The sequence below is a fragment of the Calothrix sp. CBUCES-K 9914 genome (assembly GCF_059640475.1).
Genome location: NZ_JBXXZH010000192.1, coordinates 1 through 18,630 on the forward strand (window position 1 = coordinate 1; position 18,630 = coordinate 18,630).

Consider the following 18,630-nt stretch of genomic DNA (forward strand, 5'->3'; position numbering starts at 1 on the left):
AAGGATAGAGAAAAAGTTTTTAATAGTTTAAAAGGTAATAAATTTACAATTTTAAAAGCGGAAAATAATCTAACTGATAAACAAAAAGAAAAATTAGATACAATCAGAGAAGCATCTCCTTTAATAGGAATAATGCATTCATTGAAAGAAGAATTTAGCGATTTATTTGATACGAGTGAAGATTCAGGAACAGGAATATTAGAGCTACTCGATTGGTTAGAAAAAGCGCTCACCTTATTATCAGAAAAGTGTTAAGACAGCAAAGTCTGCCGGGGGAAGCTTCCCCCGGCGAGCTTTGCAATTAAACGGTGGTTTGGAGAAGTAGCCGGATATTTTGAAAGAAAAACTACTAACGGCGTAGTAGAAGGAATTAATAATAAATTGAAGCTAATAAAACGAAATGGATTTGGTTTTAGGAACTTTCGCAATTTTGAAATTAGAGCTTTACTTTCTTGGCATTATCATGTTAATTTAGCACGTTAAGTACGCAAGAGCCAGACAATCAAACCAAGATAAACAATCGGTTATTCATAGTTATAACGTCATAGCGACCATCAAAGACGCGAATGTTGGACTCCTCTACGCTGAAAGTAAGCGTAGAGGTTATATATTGGTGGGTAAACCATTTTATATTAAAAATTATCAACAGGATAAAGAAAAAGTTTATAAATCTTTAAAAAATTTAGATAATTTAACAAGAGATAATTCTCAGCAACAATTTAAACTAAGTAAGATTAAACCTTTAATTGATAAAAGATTTCTGTTTTTCGATAACTCGATCAAGCTGTTCGGTCAAAATCCCAAAGATTTATCATCTCAAATTGCGATTACAGAAAAAAATAGTCAGTTGCGTGAACCAATAGAGACTATATTTAACGCAATGGAGGATGAGGAAAAAAGTTTATTGAAGTTGCGAAAGATACAAACAAGCAAGAGTCTTAGTCGAACAATTGTATTAGTTAGTTTTGGGTATGGTTTTGCTTTAGTATTACTTGTAGGTGTATACTTATTGCTGCGAAAGCAAATTTTGACTAACGCTATATTATCTCAAGAAGCGATTAGCTTGGAAAAGAAAGTGGCAGAATCGCGATTAGAGAAGTTTTTGGAAAGTACAACTGATGCTTTTGTTGCTTTGGACAAAAACTGGAATTATATTTATGTTAATCAGAGAGCAGGGCAAATATTTAATCGTGTACCGGAAGAATTAATTGGCAAGCATATTTGGACAGAATTTCCTGAAGGTGTAGGACAAAAGTTTTATCATACCTATCAGCAAGCTATGGCAGAACAGCAGATGATGCAAATTGAGGAATATTATACACCCTCGAATCGTTGGTATGAAAATCGGATTTACCCTGCACCAGATGGTTTATGTATTTTATTTCAAGATATTACACACCGCAAGGAATTAGAAACTGCTTTACGCTATCAAATTGAATTTGATCAACTTGTTGCTAGAATTTCTACACGTTTTATTAATTTGACCTGTCTAGAAATTCCAGATAATATCAATTATGGTTTACAAGAGATTAGTGAATTTAGTCAGGTTGATACTAGCTTTATCACAAAATTTTCAGATGATAAAACTGTTATTAGTATGATTTATGAGTGGGTGGCGCCAGGAATTACAGCCCACATTGAAAATATCCAGAATCTGCCGTATGATTCTTTTTCTTGGGCAAACGCGCGAGCAATGCAAGGTGATATTGTATACTTCAGTGATTTAGGAAAATTACCTGAAGAAGCAGCAATTGACCGTGAAAACTGGCGTAAAAACCAGATTAAATCACTTATTTCTATACCTTTAACTTATCAAGGTAACTGCTTTGCTATACTAGGTTTTGCAACGTTTAATCAAGAAAAAACTTGGTCTAAAAATAGCGTTAGATTATTAAAAATCGTTGGCGAGATATTTACTAACGCTTTGCAGCGTCAAGAGGCAGAATTAGCATTACAACAACACGAACAGCGTTGGCAATTGGCAATTAAAGGTAACAAAGATGGAATTTGGGACTATGACTTGATTAGTGGGCGCCACTTTTTATCTCCTCGCTGTCGGGAAATGCTAGGCTATGAAGATAACGAAATCACAACTTTCAGTGAATGGTTTGATTTAATTCATCCCACAGATAAAGAAACATTAAGCAAAGCGTTTGAAGCTCATCTCAATCGCCAAACGCCATATTATAGTAGTGAGTATCGTATGCAGTGTAAAGATAGCTCCTATAAGTGGGTTCTCGCGCGCGGACAAGCTCTTTGGAATGCAGCAGGGATTCCCATTAGAGCTGTAGGTTCAATTACCGATGTTACAGAACGCAAACAAGCAGAAGCTGCTATTTTTCAACTCAACCAAGAACTCGAAATAAGAGTAAAACAGCGCACAGCAGCTTTACAAAAAAGCGAAGCAGAGTTACAAAACTTAAATCAAGAGTTATTACGCTCTAATCAAGAATTAGAGCAATTTGCTTATGCAGCTTCCCATGACTTGCAGGAACCATTACGAGCAATAATCGGTTTTGCCCAAATTCTAGAAGCAAAATATCAAGAACATCCAAATGAATCCACACAAAAGTACATAAATATAATTATTGATGCTGGAAAAAGGATGCATCAATTAATACATGACTTATTAGCGTATTCTCGCGTTAGTATTCGTGGTCAAAAATTTACGGTTATAGACTCTAACCAAGCTCTTAATGAAGCTATAACTAATTTACAAGTGGCTATTAGCGAGAGTGGAGCAATTATTACCCACGATGCTTTACCTAAAATACTGGCAGATAAAACTCAGCTAGCTCAATTATTTCAAAATATAATTGCGAATGCGATTAAGTTTTGTAAACAACAACCTCAAATTCATATTGAAGCCAAAGAACTAGAGAGTAATTCACGTCAATACCTCTTTTGGATACAAGATAATGGAATTGGTATGAAACCGCAATATACCAAGCAAATTTTCGATATTTTTCGTCGTTTACATACACGTGAAGAATTTTCTGGTACAGGTATAGGTTTGGCAATTTGTAAGAAAATTATTGAGCGTCACGGTGGTAAAATTTGGGCAGAGTCAGAACAAGAAGTTGGAACTACTTTTTACTTTACATTAACAGTAGAGTCAGATGGGCATTTACCAATACCACCTAACACTTGGTCTGAATAATCAACTTCATAAACCAATAATATCGGTAATAATTAGTCGGTGCGATTAACTTGTAACCAAATTTCTAAACTAACCAATAACCAAAGTTTTACACCATATCTTCTCCATGTATCACTACGGTAGTTTAGCCAATCTTTTATTAAAGCTTGATTGAAATACGGCGCCGTCATTGCGTTTCTATTTAGTAATAGACTTCTAGCTTCGCGTTGCCAATATTTACGAAAACCTAATTGAACTGGCACCATCATGCCACTTTTGGGACGGTTAATAATAGCATCGGGTACTATATCCGCTACTGCTTGCTTTAAAACTGCTTTTTCTTCAACTCCAGATAATTTATACTGTGGAGGTATTTGCATACTTAAATCTACTACTCGCTGGTCGAATAAAGGTGAAAGCCCTAACAATCCCGCAGCAGTAGTTATATTATTGACTTTGGTTAAAATTTGGTCGGCGCCTTTATACTTAATATTAATCGCCATCAATCTATTTAAATAGTTATCTTTTGAATACAAGTCTTCAGTAAATACCGATGGTGCATTATTAACTGATGTCCATACATTCGGTTTAAGTAGCGACGGTAAATCAACAGCGCATTTTTGGAAAGAAGTTAAATAAGCTTGTAAAGTATCTTGATTTGTCACCGAACCATATAAATTATTAATCAACATCGGTTGATTTTTGGGACCGCCAAAACAAGGGTCTCCACCCTCACCATTAAGTATTGTCTCAACATATTTCCGCGCGAGTTGAGCTACCAATAAATTTGGAACAGTTAAAGGGTCTCCTATCGGATCATCTAAATGCGTCATCACTTCTGGCAAACGTTCCCACATATCTTTAAACGTAATTTCAAGAATGTGGTGCTGAGTTGCACAATGGGAAGCCACCAAACTAGAAAATTCTAACTCATTTGGACATTCGGCGCCGAAGTGAATCGAAAAAGTATGAACTGGTGCATCATGAAACTTAGTTACAAGTGCAGTCACAGAGCTAGAGTCTAAACCACCCGAAAGCAAAACTCCCACAGGTTGATTTTGAGGCAAATACTCTTTAATAACTTGGTCTAAAAGCTGCCGTAACTTTTCCCCATGCCATGATAAAGGTTTATCACTATCAATAATTTGCTCTCTAAGTTGCCAAAAGGAATGAATTTCCTCTGAAGGTAATTTTAGTACCGTTCCCGGTCGCAATTCTTTAACATCGTTCCATAAAGTTCTATCCCCTGGAACAAAAGCACAGCACAAATAATCACGCAACGCGACTACATCTAAATCTTTTGAACGATATGGTGCAAGAGTTCTTAATGAAGGCGCCAGCCAGCGAGTTGAACCAGTGGTAGTATAATAAATAGTACGCAGACCAGTACAATCGCGTCCCGAATATAAAATTTGTTTCTCTCTATCCCATACTACTAAGCCAAACATCCCAATCAGTAGTTTGAGAGACTCAATACCCAACTTTTCCCAAAGCTGTGCAATTAATTCAATATCATTATCTATATAATTGTCACCAGGATTATCATACTTAAGCGATAACTCTTTCCGATTACTCAACCAAGCATCACCAACCACAACGAAGCGCTCGTTAGGACTAAGCGCAAGTGTACCATCAGGCGCAATGATTAGAACTTTGTCATCTTTCCAAGATATATCAGGGAGCGAGAGAGAATCTGTATGACCGTAAGCAATTTTCCAAGTTAGAGTTACATTGGTAGGTGCAACCAAAGACTTTCGACTTTTGAAAACATTGAATAGCATTTATTTAGTGTATTTTATTAATTTATTTTAAATGTTTTTGTTGCAAATGGCAAACCTGTTTTCTGCTTAGGCGCCACATATTAATCCAGCGTTAATAAAATCTTGACTTTCTTTAAAGAATAATCGCAAAACTCAAAGTAAATGAAAAAAACACCTGCTAAAAACATTATACAAGCAAGTCAATTGTTACAACAAGAGTTATCCTCCTATTCTCTAACTCAAAGTTATCTAGAAAAGATTTATGAGCAAAACTCATTAAACGCTTTTATTACCATTCTTGAAAAAGAAGCGCTATTAGAAGCAATAAAGCTTGATAATCAAATCAAAGCTGGTGAATCTAGAAGTATATTACATGGTATACCATTAGTTATAAAAGACAATATAGATACACATGATGTACGTACTACAGTTGGCTCCGAATTACTTTATCATCGCATACCAGTTGTAGATGCCGATGTTGTGGCAAGATTAAAAGCAGCAGGTGCAATTATTTTAGGTAAAACAAATTTAAGCGAATTTGGCGCCGACATTACCGGGAATAATAGTTTTTATGGTCATGTTCGCAGTGCAATAAATCCAAGTTATTCACCTGGAGGTTCTTCGAGTGGTACTGCTACAGCAGTTGCAGCAAATTTATGTATTGGTGGTATTGGTACAGATACAGGAGGTTCAATACGTGTTCCAGCTAGTTGGTCTGGTATAGTGGGATTACGACCTACTCACTCGCTGATTAGTACAAATGGTGTTTTTAAACGGGCGCCAAGTTTTGATGTAGTCGGTGTTATGGCTAATAATGTTGTAGATGTAGAAATATTATTTAACGCTATCTTACATCCCCTTGCTTTCCTAAATATATTACCTCCTCTATCCATATATAAATTAGGTGTTATCAATAATTATACATTTCGTGGAGTTGATACAGAAGTTGCCGCCGTAATTCACCGTGTTATATATACTTGTAAACAAGCTGGAATAGAAGTTATTAATATAGAAAGTGAATTATTAAGTCATTTTGATGAAACAAATTACTCAATTATTGCTTTATACGAATTTAGCCGTGTGATTCAAGAATATAAAAATCAACATCATTTATTTAGTGAAAAAGTAAATAATGATTTACGTAGAGGTGCCGCTATTTCCCATCATAGCTACCAAAAAGCCCAAAAGCAAAGACAAAACCAGTCTCATCATATCCAAAATATATTTCAACAAGTTGACGCTATAATTACACCGACTACCCCAACAACGGCACCAGATATTCACGCAGACGCAAAAATATATCAAGTGAATAGAAAATTTGTTCTGCCATTTAGTTATTTTGGTTTACCATGTATATCTATACCATGTGGGTTAAATCAACAAGGTTTGCCTATTGGTTTACAAATCGTCGGCAATTATTTTCAAGATAAATTAATTTTGAAAATAGCCGAGGATTTGGAGGGAATAATTAAGTACTACTTGGTAAAGTAGCAGATGGCGCCTGTGAGGAGCGTTTAGGTAAAATAAACATTGCTGTCGATTTTAGTGTTTTTACTGTGGCTTTTAGAGTTTGTAATGCACGCTCCCAAAAGTCAGGTTCAGAAAGTTTTTTCGTAATTACTTTACGAGCCTTATTTATATTACGCGCGCTATCTATTAAATTTCCAATCGCGTCAAAAACAGCTGATGTAAATGACGAAACTCTAAATCGCTTTGGAGTAGCAATATTTGGAGCAGTTTGAATCAAATTAATAAAATGCTCACGCATTTGTTCATCAGAAATATCTGATTCATAACTAATAACAATAGATGCAGTATGAGGATTGATGCGAACATGGGTAACTCTAGAATCTGATTCGAGTAAAGCCTTTAATTTATCAGCATACTTAGCATCTTTTGCTAATCGATAAACATGAAAACGAACACGTCCGGCAATTTGATGGGCAACACTATAAGCTATTTGATGATTCACTAAGTTTTTTGTATCCATATAATATCAACTTGTATAAATTCGCTTTAATTAACAATATTCTAATTTCGTATATAATCTTTATTTTATCCTGTTCCTTATGATGTATATATATAAAGCCTAAAGAAATAAATTAGATGAATCTTAAGTATTTTTCTCTGACTATGGGTAGAACATTTTGTCCAACGTTCTCACACTCTTCTAAATGAGGATAACCTGATAAAATAAACACCGTAATTCCTAAGTTGATATACTTAAATATGTATTCAGCCACTTGCTCATAGCTGCCAACAATAGCCATTCCGGCGCCGCTTCTAACAATGGAAATACCTGCCCATAAGTGAGGTTCAATATACCATCCTTCTGTAGAATTTGCGCGTAATTCCCACTGGCGCTCTTGTCCGACACTTTCGCGTTTAGTATTAGGATATTCTGTTACCCGTGCTTTACTTAACACATCTGGACTAACTTTGGATAACATTTCTCTAGCTGTGTTTCTAGCATCAATTTCCGTAGAGCGAGCAATAATATTAACTCGTACACCGTATCTGACCGACTTTTCTCGACCACAAGCTTTAACTAGCTGACGCATTGTTGTAATTCTATCTCTTAGCTGTTCAAGCGTTTCAGCCCACATTAAGTAAACATCACTTAATTCGGCGCCTACTTGTTGTGCCATTTGACTGGCGCCACCAAAATAAAAAAGTGGGCCACCAGGTTGCACAGGTAAACTTTCTAACTTGGTTTGTTTAAGCTGATAAAATTCTCCATCAAAATCAAAAGCGACTGTATTAGACCATAACTGACGACAAATTTGCATAAACTCGCGAGTCCGACGATATCGTCCATCATGGTCTAAATAATCACCGTACATTGCTTGCTCAGTCGGTTTACCACCTGTAACAATATTCAACGAAAGGCGCCCTTTACTAATATAGTCCAGCGTCACAGCCATTTTCGCAAGAACAGGAGCGCTAATAAATCCTGGACGCACAGCCACCATTGCAGTTATATAATTAGTGCGTGTTAGGACTGCGGTTGCTAAAGTCCAAGCTTCGAGAGTATGGTGAGTAAAACCCATACCAATCAAAAGTTGTTTAAAGCCAAATTTCTCAGCAGTCTCAAAAATTTGGACAATATACTCAAATTCCGGTGGACGTTCCCAAATTGGTAATCCTAAGTAAAAACCATCACCAGAAACAGGAGCGCACCAATTAAATTCTAACTGAGGTTTAGTTAGCATTGGTAAAGCATAAAAAAATATATTACCACAGAGACATAGAGTACACAGAGTAAAAGCATCATGCATAAAAAACCTCTGAGACTTTGGAGTTAATATAATAAACCCACCATATTAAGTTAACAGGAGGTAAAGCTATTTTTGACTAATTAAGACTACAGCGCATTTATACTACTTTGCGGAATTGCATCAAACCATTCTGTAGCCAAAATAAAAAATATGTTATAACAGCTAACAAAATAGACTTCTTACGAGTGCGTACTTTGCGCCTTTGCGGTTTTTATCTCTTAAAATATCTTATTCACAGAATAATCAGGAATGTATTAAACACCAATTATGAACCAAAGACTAACTCAAGAACAACTAAACCTGTTAATTGCCGAACTAGGAAGAATAAAAGAGCGTCGCGACCAAGAAATAGAACCCGAACAAGTAAAGCAGATATTGGAAGAATTAAACTTACCACCTGAGTTACTTGGAGAAGCTATGACGCAAGTTGGGCGCCGTCAAGCATTAGAGTTAGAACAGCGTCGCAACAAGTTTATTCTGGGTGGAGTTGCTGCGGCTTTGGTAGTTATTATAGGTAGTGGCATATTTATTACACAGCAGCGAAGCGGGACTTTTGCCCATATTACTGCTCAAAGCGACCGTATCACCACAACACAGGATAGTGGAACTTCTTTAAAAGTAGTACAACGTCAAACGAATCCTGAACTATTTTATCGTGTGACTCTTAAAGAGGCGCCTATTGGTCAAAAATTAAATTTATCTTGTAATTGGATAAACCCAAGCGGTCAAACAGTCAAGCAAAATAGCTATCAAACCAAAGATATCACTACACCTGTTTGGGATACCCAGTGTAAATATACTCTTAACTCCGGTGCCGCTGTTGGTACGTGGAAAGTACAGATGTTATTAGAGGGTAGAGTACTTGGTTCCGAAAGCTTCGAGGTAAAATAACTTAACAATATGGGTAGCATCCCAGGTACTTATCACTTTCTTGGTTATTGGGGTTATGGTTCCCATCAAGAACTGGCGCCGCTTTTTAGTAAAATTAAAAAGCAACATTACCAACTCCATAATACTCAGCACTCAATACTCAGAACTCAAGACTTAATATGGAATGTTGCTTATTTATCTAATAGTTTGGACTTATCACGCGCGGTTGCTTTATATTTCCAATCGCAACAAAATACAGACAGTACATCAAAAAATATTGCTTCGCTTTCAGCATCGGGAATAGATAACTCACCTGATGCATGGGTACGTGTTAATGGTAATACACTAGTTCTAGGGAGAGAAGCATTTGGACGAGTTCCTTTATATTGGATGCAGCTTGGACAAGTAATTTGGTTTGCTTCGCAACTTCAACTACTTTTACCATTAGTGAAGGCTGTATCAGTTAACATTGCTGCAATATATGGATATAGTTGTTTTTCTTATGTTCCTACTCCCATTACGACCGTTAGCCAAATTAGAGCAATTTCTTCAGGTGTAGAAAATAGCTGGAGTTATATTGATAATCAACTTGTACAACGAGAAAAGTCACTAATTCAATGGCAACAGGCGCCATATGTAAATTATGATGAAGCTGATTGTGTAAGAGAGTTACAAGCTTTACTAAAAGATGCCGTTAATCGTCAAATTAATGATTTAAATGATGAACCTGTAGGAGTTTGTTTATCGGGTGGTTTAGACTCGTCTATTATTGCCGCTTTACTAGTGCAAGCAGGAGTGAAAGTCAAAGCTTACACTCTTGATTTTGGAAATGTGGGTGTTCCAGAATATCCTTACGCTGAACTAGTTGCACAGCATCTTGATATACCTTTAGTTAAAGTTGACGCAAGTCCTCGTCAGATTCAAAAAGCACTAATACCTACTGTTCAAGCGCTTGATTTACCTTTTGGTGATGGGGTGACAGTACCTTTGTATCTTCTTGCACAAGCTGCTAGTCAAGAGACTAGGGTGATTTTTAATGGTGAAAATGGCGACCAGTTATTTGCTGGTTGGACTAATAAACCTTTGATTGCCGCAGGAATTTATCAAGCACAGTATCCTGATAAAGGAGATTGTTTTGTTCGTCAATATCTTCGGACTTTCCATCGTCTTTGGGGTCAAGAAGGTGTTTACCAACCTGTTGTTAGTAAGCTTATTCAAGAATTACATGCTGAGGATTGGTTATGCGAAGCGCTTGATAGTAGTGGTGAGTTGATGCACCGTTTGCGACGCGCTTCGCTAATGCTGAAAGGCGCCCAAAATATTCAGCCAAGAGCTACTAATATTGGATTTTCACATATGTTAAAAGTACGTTCTCCTTTTTGTGATTTACCGTTAACGCAGTGGACATTTAGTTTGAGTGGAGAATTGATGCTCCAAGGTAGTTGTGAGAAATATATCTTGAAACGCGCGGTTGATGGTTGGTTGCCAAAAGAAATTGTTTGGCGCCAAAAAAGAGGAATGGGAGTACCGTTAACTTCTTGGTGTTTACACGAGTTTTGGCATAAATTAGGTGATTGGTTAAACCCTGGTGTTTTACGTAGTGAAGGTGTTTTTCAGCCAGATATTGCAGCTAAGATTGTCAGTGGAGAATTTAGTGCTGCTATTAGTGGGCGCCGTGTTGGTGAAATTTTATGGTTACTAATTATATGGGAGTTGTGGCGAGTTTATGTGTTAGGTGAAATACCTGGTAAGAAAGAGTTGAATCATCCGTTTATATTACCTCGTCAAGTTTGGAGATTTTACAGAAAATGGAAAGCGTAATTAAAGAACTATTAGATATATATGGTTCACCCCTGTATGTATATGATGGGGATAAGTTACGGCAAACCATTAATCATATTAGTGCGTCTGTTCTTTATAAGAAGACAGAGTTTAGGTTTGCAAGTGTGACTAATGGAAATATTTCTTTACTCAAAATTTTTAAAGATTGTGGGTGGGGAATTCATGCTAATACTCCTGGGGATGTTTATTTAGGTTTGCAAGCTGGGTTTAGTCCGGAGAAGATTGTTTATAGTGGTAGCAATCTTAATTTTGATGAGATGTTACGGGTTTTGGAGTGGGGGGTTAGGACGTTTAATTTGGATAGTGTTTCGCAGTTGGAGTTGTTTTGTCAGGTTTATGGTTTATGGAATGAACCGCAAAGTACGCAAAGTACGCAAAGAGAAGAGGTTAAGTTGGGGTTGCGTTTAAATTTGCCTGAGTTGACGGGTGATAGTCGTATTGGTGTACATCCTGACGATTTTGGTAAAGCTGATATAGTTGCTCGTAATGCTGGGTTGAAGATTAGTGGGTTACATTTCTATCGGGGTACTGGTACTAATGCTACTTCTGCTTTTACTCAAGCTATTGAAAGTGTTTTTGGTGTTGCTCGGCAATTACCTAATTGGAAATATTTAGATTTTGGCGGTGGATTTGGTTATCCTTATCGTCATGGTGGTGCCGCGTTTGATTGGAAATTTTTTGGCGCCGAATTAACTCGTTGTTTGGAGGGATTAGATATTTTAATCGAATTGGTTATTGAACCTGGTAGATCTGCAATTGCCGGATGTGCAACTTTGCTTGCTAAAGTTGTTTCTGTTAAGTGGCAATCAGAAAAACAAATTGTTGGTGTTGATACGACTGTGGCTAATTTGAGCGTGCCTAGCGTTCATGGTGGTTATCGGGAAATAGTTGCTTATCCTGTTTTTACGTCTTCTCAATTATATCAAACAGATGTTTGTGGTAATACAACATACTCGCGCGATTATTTAGGTAAAAATTGTTTATTACCAACGTTACAAATAAATGACGTTATTGCTATCTTAGATGTTGGCGCCTATGGGTATGCAATGTCATCGCACTTTTTACACCGTCCGAGACCAGCAGAAGTGTTAATGGAAAATGGAAAACATCGTTTAATTCGTAAACGTGAAGACTATAGTGTCTTACTAGCCAATCAAATTATCTAGATACTACTAAATACTACTACTAAAAACTATGAAGTGCATTAACTGCGGAACTGACAATAATCTCAAAGATAGAACTGCTAATAACGGCAGATGTTCAAAATGCGGTCATTCCTTTGTCTTTGAACCTACAACTATGGGCACGACAAAACTGACTGACCCAATGTTTGCTAAAGCTATTGGTGACATTTCTGTAAACCATACTCTGTTTTTTACACAGAAACAGATGTTTTATTTTTTAGATAGCAGGTTTAGAAAAAAAGCATATACAAGTAACAATGGTTGTGGTTGCTTAAGCATTTTTTCTATAACATTTATTTCGATTTTTAGTTACTCTGGAGGAGGTTTAATTGTACTATTTGCTACAAACTTAGTCTACCAAATAATTGTGTCTTTATATTTTATTCAAACTACCAAGCCTCCATATCTCAATGCTGCCATTAGGAAAGAAAATACAAAATCACTAATAACTACAGGTATATTTACTTTAATCATTGGAATATTTTTCAGTGTTGTAACCAACTCATTTCCTTTTTTTGTAACAGTAGTAATTTTTGGCGTGTTTTATATATATAGAGGTAGCACTTTACCAAATATAATCGGTAAAGCTCAAGAATTTAAGATTACTGAATCAGCTTTCCAAGTCTGGCTTAACCGCTGGCAAGAAATTAACGGTAATGTTCAAAAACTACTTCCGGCGCCGCAACATAAAAATAATCAAACTACTCCTATTAACCCCGATGTCACAGCATATAGCTTTGATAGATTGATAGTTTGTGATAGTGCAGAAATAGCACAATTTCTCATTGCCAATAACTTTCATTTTGAAAACAACTGTGCCATCCTTAGCATCACAGGTTATCCAGAAAGTATATTTCAAATTACAATGGATATGCTACGACGTAATCCCGAATTAAAAGTCTACGCATTACATAATTGTACACCAAAAGGTTTAGATTTAATCAACCAATTTAGAACTAGTTCAAATTGGTTTCAAAACAGCAATATTACGATTATTGATATCGGCATAACACCTCATCAAGTTATTGCCGCTAAAAAGAATGTATTTATGGAAACGTCACCTCAATCAGCAAGCGAAGCAAGTCAGTTATCCAGTGAAATTTGTAGTAACCTCTCACCCGAAGAACTACAATGGTTACAAGCTGGCAACTTTGTTAATCTAGAATCTTTTAGACCTCAACAGCTAATTCAGATCGTTCAACGTGGAATTGCCAATACCCTTAATTTAGAAAGTGATACTGGTTTATTAATAGCTAGTAGCTCAGATACTCACATCTATACAACTCAAAGCTTTGGGTAGAACTGGCAACGGATGTAACGGATGTAACGGATGAGTTACTTGTTATAAACAAATGTAAGGTGTTGTTTCATGCCATTAATTTTGGATTATTGTAGCATAGGCGTCCCGCCTGTGCAGTCAGATATTTTTTACCACAGAGACACGTAGAGAGGGAGCATTCACTTTTGGAACATACATAATTATTTGGCGCCAGAAAGCCTACTATACGGTTGGTCTAGAAAAGTCGATCTGCCGAAAGTGGATGCTCCCTGAAGTAATTGCCATAGGAGATTATGGAAACATTATATATTCTCCAAAAAGTAAGGATAAACAAATTTGATAAATTATATTATATTCGGTTGATTGCCCATAATTATCTGTTTCGGTAGAGACCGTATTAATACGGTCTCTACATTTAATTTGGCTATTTGCTAGGGCAGGTACGATATTTGATATGATAAATTAAACCTCGGTGTGAAAGGTCGAAGGAATCAACAGTAGCCATACCTTGCCCACTGGCAGACATTGCAGCATTTACCCTCATATTCAAACTATCACCACAGCGTGACCAAACATCAGCAACTGTTGCTAATGTGTCTCGAACGTTGTACTGCGTTTCACCATTGAATTTCCGTGAAAAAACAGGCCCACGTCCACCAGCAAAGAAATACTCTGCTCTTAGTTGTCCAGTAGTTTTAGGAGCAACATAACCGCGATAGTCAGCATCATAGAGGGAAATTTGATAGCCTTGAGGTACTTTGATTGGAATAGTCAAGTTACAGCTTTTGCGGCTTTCTCTAGAGTTATTACCAAGAGCCATAAACTTATCAAATAGAATAGTTAGCTCTTGACCATCTGGACTGACGGTAACATTCGCAGAGCCTCCGGGACAACCACTACCTCCGTAGCCGGCGCCGACAATTTCAACTTTTGGTGCGGCAAAGGCAGGACTAGCAAAGGCTGTCATTAATGTCGCCGCAGCAAGAGAAGCTTGCACAAGAACGAGCGGTTTTTTCCAAAAATTTTTATTATTCATATTCACCTTCCTTCCTCACAAGGTGGTGTGAAGTTTCAAAGGAAAAACATTTCAATAATTTATACAAGTCTATATTTTTTTGTTTTTCATTGCCTCCACTACCTTGCTTGTTCTAAGGAGACATTTATTTTATCTACTATTATTTTGACTCATTTTCTAATAAAAGTATGACTAAAGCTTGACAAAATTTACAATTTATAATATTAAGTTATGACTTACGATACTGTCAAATCATTCCTTCTGTGCGTGACGCTACAAGGCTTATATCTACGTTGAAATTCCCTTATAGCGTCACGCACCCTACTAGCGAATGGCACTTACTTAAGCATTTTGAGGCGCCAACGCGCATTGGGTAGGGTAGGGTGCGTGAAAGCTGTTACTATCAAGGAATGTAACGCCAAATACAGTGCTTTCACGCACCATTAATACGTTAAGTAAGCAACATTCCACCCTACTAGCTGTTGAAAGAGTATAAGTTAGGTAATCAGCTGGTATGAAACCAGCTAATTACCAGTATTGACTTCAAAAGCTCGTTTGCAACCAGTCAAAAATTTGGTCTAATTGACTTAAAGTTACTAGACCATACTGCCAAAGAATCATTGGTAACGAACTAGGGGTTTGCTCTGGGTGTCGTAATGCCAATTGCAAATCCGATGCTGGAATTGCCAGGTCTTTCTGCAAAAAACTAACTAACTCAATCATTCTAGTAGTTTTCATAATTACTACCCCCTCTGAATGCTGTATTCTTAGATTATGTAAAAAGTTTGAGGAAGTTGTGAGGATTGTTAATTTTATTACAAATTGATTACAGTAGTCCGCGTTTGGTTATTGGTTAACCGATATTACCTTGAGAGATTTTTTATTTCTTGTAAATACTTTTTCTTGTACAACTAGTACGCTTGCAGGAGCATGATGCAGAACATAGCTACTAACACTACCAAGCAAAATTTCTGTAATCCCCTTATGCCCTCTACGACCTAATATAATTAAATCTGCACCCCACAACTCTGCTAAACTGCAAATCTGTTTACCAACTTCTCCAAACCCATGCTTAAATTCTGCTGAGATTTTTTTGATATTAGCTTGTTGGCAGCAACTTTCTAGCCATATATCAACTTGTTCAATTTCATGAAGTAAGTTTTGTTTATACTGTTTGTGTAAAGTACCGTATATATCAACATCTCCAATAGTGCCGACAGATAAAAATGGCTCTTGAACTAAATTACTATTTATACAGTGAAATAACATTAATTGACTTCCACACTTCTGAGCTACTGCCAATGCTTCTTCTAAAACAGCACAAGTTTGTGGAGACTTGTCGAGAGCAACCAAAATTTTGTTGTAAATCATGATTTTTCCTCGCTACTATATTATAGAGCCGAGTTATAAGCTCATTCATCGTATCCGTTCAGGGAGGCGCCGCTATGTAAAGAAATATTGCATGGGAGCAAACGCTTCTAACTACAATTACATTTTCGCTTAAAAATCTCCAAATATTATGTCTATGAAACAAATTGATACTTTTCAGTCGCGCGCTTTATTTGGTTATAGAAACTCAGCTTGCTCAATTGTGGCACGGAAAAAATCTGAGTAGCGCTCTGTCCTAAACCACCATCCCAAACTTACTTGAGATGGAATTGTAAATCCGGCAAATGTTTGTTCTTGTTGAACTTCTCCACCAAAGGAAATGTAAGCATAACTACCATCTTGTGTGTGTTCTCCCCAACGTGGCAAAGACAACTTCATTAGCTTACCATTAGAGTCTATAAACAGTGTCAGCGTTACTGGTTCAACGTCAATCTTTAGACTAGCTTGGATAGTGTTGTCATTAATTGCCTTCCAACTTACGCCGCGCGTTGGTAGTAAACCTGAAGGTAGCCTCAATTGCAACCAAAATTTTGTTAAACATATTGAAAATTCCTTGATTTACTCTCTTTTCAATCAGTTCATCCTGTAATTATGTTGTATGAAAACAATATGAGGAACTTGTGAGCAATAGTGATTTCAGATAAATCAGGACGGGAGCAACTGGCACAATACTGCTCGATGCTCCCCAGCGCTCCCTTATGACTTTGTTTATATAGTCTCACCCACGCGCGGGTGCAGGCTCCTTTTTGTAACAGAATGTAAATATTTCAGGTTTTTTGGAGTTAGTGCATAAATCTTTCCTCTGACCCTGGAAATAGATATATAAACCGTTCATAACTACAGCAGCGTGGAGGAACACTATATATATAGATATAAAACAATAATTCAAATTTTTGAATAGTGCATAACTTGCTTTCCCTGAGAAATAGTCTGTTTTAGAACTAGGTGTCTACATGGAAACCAAGTTTATCGCTACTCAAGATGATTTATGTAGATATGTAAATCTTTGTGAGTGGAAGAAGCTCGAATGGCTGAAACGATTGGCACACGAACAAAGAAGAGGAATGAGCGCTATGACTCTTGAAGACTTAGCAGTATCTGCTAAACAAGCTGCAATCAAAGCATCTGATAGTTCGCTAGATAAAGAAGCTCAGTTACAAGCATCGTTAGAGAAGCGAGTTGCACTGACCAAGCTTTTTAGTGAATTAACAAGAAAGATAGATACATTGCCAAAACCAGCTACTGATGCTTCAAAATATATTTATGAAGAAGCACTTCAGGAGACTTACTTATATATTTGTAAAAATATAAGTAAGTATGACCCTGCAAGAGGTTCAATAATGGGGTGGTTTATATTTTTATTAAAAAAGAGAAGAATTAATGCGTTTAACTTGATTAATTGGGATATTATGTCTACCTACACGTATACAGGTAATGGAGATGAACTCGATATATATGACATTTACACGTTTCCTGAGCTAAATCTTCTTCCTTCTGAGAGATTACTAGCTTTTATTAAAGATGACCCTGATGGATTATTACAACGCGCGCTATTTAATCGAAATCCCAATGCGAGCTTTCAAACTATCTTACTAAAGAAGATTGAGGAAGATAAATCTTGGGAAGAAATAGCTCAAGAATTTAAACCAGGAGCAACACACGGACCAATTTACAGTTTCTATCAGAGATGTTGTAAAAAGTTTGAACCTTATTTCACTAAGTATCTTTGCGAGTAAATGGGATAATGGAGACAGCAATGGATTCTAAACAATCTAATCTAATTACGATACCTATCGATGGTAGAATGATTGCAACAGCTGAAAAAATCAGTCTACAGCATCGCAATCAAACAAAAACTCGTCAAGTATATTTGAATACCTTAGCTGTTCTCGCAGTTGACTTTTACTGCAAGTGCATAGATATTGAAACCGATATTAAACAAAGTTCTGGTTTAAATAATATTTTACTCACCTTGATCGATACTGCTGGTTTATTTATTAAAGACAAGGGATTATTAGAATGTCGTCCTGTACTTACTACAGAAGAGTTTTGTTATATTCCTACAGAAGTTAGAGAAAACCGCATTGGTTATATAGGGGTAGAAATAAATGAGGTTGAAAGGAAAGCTGTTATTTTAGGCTTTGTTAAATCAGTGTACTGTGAAAATCTACCTTTAACTAGTTTACAACCACTTGAAGATTTTTTATTTAATCTCCATCAATTACAAAAACCAAAATTTCTTGAAGATACTATTGTCAAGTTAAGTCAATGGTTTGATGGTTTATTTGATTTAGGATGGCAGTCTGAGTTAGCTTTGGCAAGAAAGATTGCTCCTGTTAATGTTACTGAAAAATTGGAGGTTACAGGCGCCAAAATAATTCAGATTAGCAATTTATCCGAACCAGTACTTCTAATTTTACATCAATTGCAGGTTCAAGACGAAGTAGAAATAGTTTTACGATTATACCCAGCAAGTGAGTCAATATTTTTAATTGATGGTATCAAGATGATGCTAATTGATGAGGATAATAATCCAATTCCAAAATTAGAAAACGTTTCTAAATCAAGCAACTGGTTACAGCTTCGGTTTAAAGGAAACCTTGGGGATAGATTTGGTCTACAAGTTAGTTTGGGTACGGAAACTGTTGTCGAACAGTTTGTAATTTAACATCAAGCTTGGGCAATTAGTTATGAGTCGCAATATCTACGCTTTAGTTGTTGGCATTGATAATTATAAATCTTTAACAATTCCTGCACTACAGGGATGCGAAAACGATGTCATCGCAATGGAAAGGTTTTTAAATAGTGGATTAATTAACAGTGACGATAAGTTATACATTAGAAAATTAATTAATCACCAAGCTACTCGTCAAG

At 36.5% G+C, this 18,630-nt stretch carries 16 protein-coding genes and 1 pseudogene; 10 read left to right on the forward strand and 7 right to left on the reverse strand.

The window, feature by feature from the left end:
- A pseudogene (locus tag AC2JBO_RS31775) lies at window positions 1-483 on the forward strand (ISL3 family transposase); the annotation flags it as partial.
- 43 nt (window positions 484-526) lie between these two features.
- A complete protein-coding gene (locus tag AC2JBO_RS31780; protein WP_496957640.1) occupies window positions 527-3,160 on the forward strand; it encodes an ATP-binding protein in 2,634 nt (877 codons plus the stop codon).
- Between the two features lie 32 nt (window positions 3,161-3,192).
- On the opposite strand, the gene AC2JBO_RS31785 is transcribed toward AC2JBO_RS31780, so the two are convergent.
- Window positions 3,193-4,920, reverse strand: coding sequence for an asparagine synthetase B family protein (locus AC2JBO_RS31785; protein WP_496957625.1), 1,728 nt, complete (start codon window positions 4,918-4,920; stop codon window positions 3,193-3,195).
- Between the two features lie 141 nt (window positions 4,921-5,061).
- On the opposite strand from AC2JBO_RS31785, the gene AC2JBO_RS31790 reads away from it, so the two are divergent.
- Window positions 5,062-6,390 (forward strand): amidase, encoded by a 1,329-nt coding sequence (locus tag AC2JBO_RS31790; protein ID WP_496957626.1) that lies wholly within the window; start codon window positions 5,062-5,064, stop codon window positions 6,388-6,390.
- On the opposite strand, the gene AC2JBO_RS31795 is transcribed toward AC2JBO_RS31790, so the two are convergent.
- Window positions 6,368-6,889, reverse strand: a complete 522-nt coding sequence (locus AC2JBO_RS31795; RefSeq protein WP_496957627.1) for an HMA2 domain-containing protein — start codon at window positions 6,887-6,889, stop codon at window positions 6,368-6,370. The genes AC2JBO_RS31790 and AC2JBO_RS31795 overlap by 23 nt on opposite strands.
- A 112-nt stretch (window positions 6,890-7,001) precedes the next feature.
- Complete coding sequence (locus tag AC2JBO_RS31800; RefSeq protein WP_496957628.1) at window positions 7,002-8,111, reverse strand: LLM class flavin-dependent oxidoreductase; 1,110 nt, start codon at window positions 8,109-8,111, stop codon at window positions 7,002-7,004.
- A 333-nt stretch (window positions 8,112-8,444) separates the two neighbouring features.
- Between AC2JBO_RS31800 and AC2JBO_RS31805 the strand changes: the two genes are divergently transcribed.
- From AC2JBO_RS31805 to AC2JBO_RS31820, 4 genes are all read left to right on the forward strand, one after another.
- A complete protein-coding gene (locus tag AC2JBO_RS31805) occupies window positions 8,445-9,068 on the forward strand; it encodes a DUF3859 domain-containing protein (RefSeq protein ID WP_496957629.1) in 624 nt (207 codons plus the stop codon).
- Between the two features lie 9 nt (window positions 9,069-9,077).
- Complete coding sequence (locus AC2JBO_RS31810) at window positions 9,078-10,868, forward strand: asparagine synthetase B family protein (RefSeq protein WP_496957630.1); 1,791 nt, start codon at window positions 9,078-9,080, stop codon at window positions 10,866-10,868.
- Window positions 10,856-12,055, forward strand: coding sequence for a diaminopimelate decarboxylase family protein (locus tag AC2JBO_RS31815; RefSeq protein WP_496957631.1), 1,200 nt, complete (start codon window positions 10,856-10,858; stop codon window positions 12,053-12,055). The genes AC2JBO_RS31810 and AC2JBO_RS31815 overlap by 13 nt, the downstream gene beginning before the upstream one ends.
- Before the next feature lie 133 nt (window positions 12,056-12,188).
- On the forward strand, window positions 12,189-13,373 hold the full coding sequence (locus AC2JBO_RS31820; RefSeq protein ID WP_496957632.1) for a toprim domain-containing protein: 1,185 nt from the start codon (window positions 12,189-12,191) through the stop codon (window positions 13,371-13,373).
- Between the two features lie 403 nt (window positions 13,374-13,776).
- Here AC2JBO_RS31820 and AC2JBO_RS31825 read toward each other — a convergent pair whose 3' ends face one another.
- The 4 genes from AC2JBO_RS31825 to AC2JBO_RS31840 form a co-directional block, all read right to left on the reverse strand.
- Window positions 13,777-14,388 (reverse strand): DUF4360 domain-containing protein, encoded by a 612-nt coding sequence (locus AC2JBO_RS31825; protein ID WP_496957633.1) that lies wholly within the window; start codon window positions 14,386-14,388, stop codon window positions 13,777-13,779.
- Window positions 14,389-14,910: 522 nt separating this feature from the next.
- Window positions 14,911-15,105 carry a DUF2949 domain-containing protein gene (locus AC2JBO_RS31830; RefSeq protein WP_496957634.1) on the reverse strand — a complete coding sequence of 65 codons (195 nt, stop codon included), beginning with the start codon at window positions 15,103-15,105 and terminating at the stop codon, window positions 14,911-14,913.
- Between the two features lie 108 nt (window positions 15,106-15,213).
- Complete coding sequence (locus AC2JBO_RS31835) at window positions 15,214-15,738, reverse strand: universal stress protein (protein WP_496957635.1); 525 nt, start codon at window positions 15,736-15,738, stop codon at window positions 15,214-15,216.
- A 195-nt stretch (window positions 15,739-15,933) separates the two neighbouring features.
- Window positions 15,934-16,272 (reverse strand): DUF6920 family protein, encoded by a 339-nt coding sequence (locus tag AC2JBO_RS31840; protein WP_496957636.1) that lies wholly within the window; start codon window positions 16,270-16,272, stop codon window positions 15,934-15,936.
- Window positions 16,273-16,709: 437 nt separating this feature from the next.
- On the opposite strand from AC2JBO_RS31840, the gene AC2JBO_RS31845 reads away from it, so the two are divergent.
- The 3 genes from AC2JBO_RS31845 to AC2JBO_RS31855 form a co-directional block, all read left to right on the forward strand.
- A complete protein-coding gene (locus tag AC2JBO_RS31845; protein WP_496957637.1) occupies window positions 16,710-17,492 on the forward strand; it encodes a hypothetical protein in 783 nt (260 codons plus the stop codon).
- A gap of 20 nt (window positions 17,493-17,512) precedes the next feature.
- The gene (locus tag AC2JBO_RS31850; protein ID WP_496957638.1) at window positions 17,513-18,424 is read left to right on the forward strand and encodes a DUF1822 family protein; all 912 of its coding nucleotides are present in this window, start codon (window positions 17,513-17,515) and stop codon (window positions 18,422-18,424) included.
- Window positions 18,425-18,446: 22 nt separating this feature from the next.
- A partial coding sequence (locus tag AC2JBO_RS31855) for a caspase family protein (RefSeq protein ID WP_496957639.1) occupies window positions 18,447-18,630 on the forward strand: 184 nt, incomplete at its 3' end.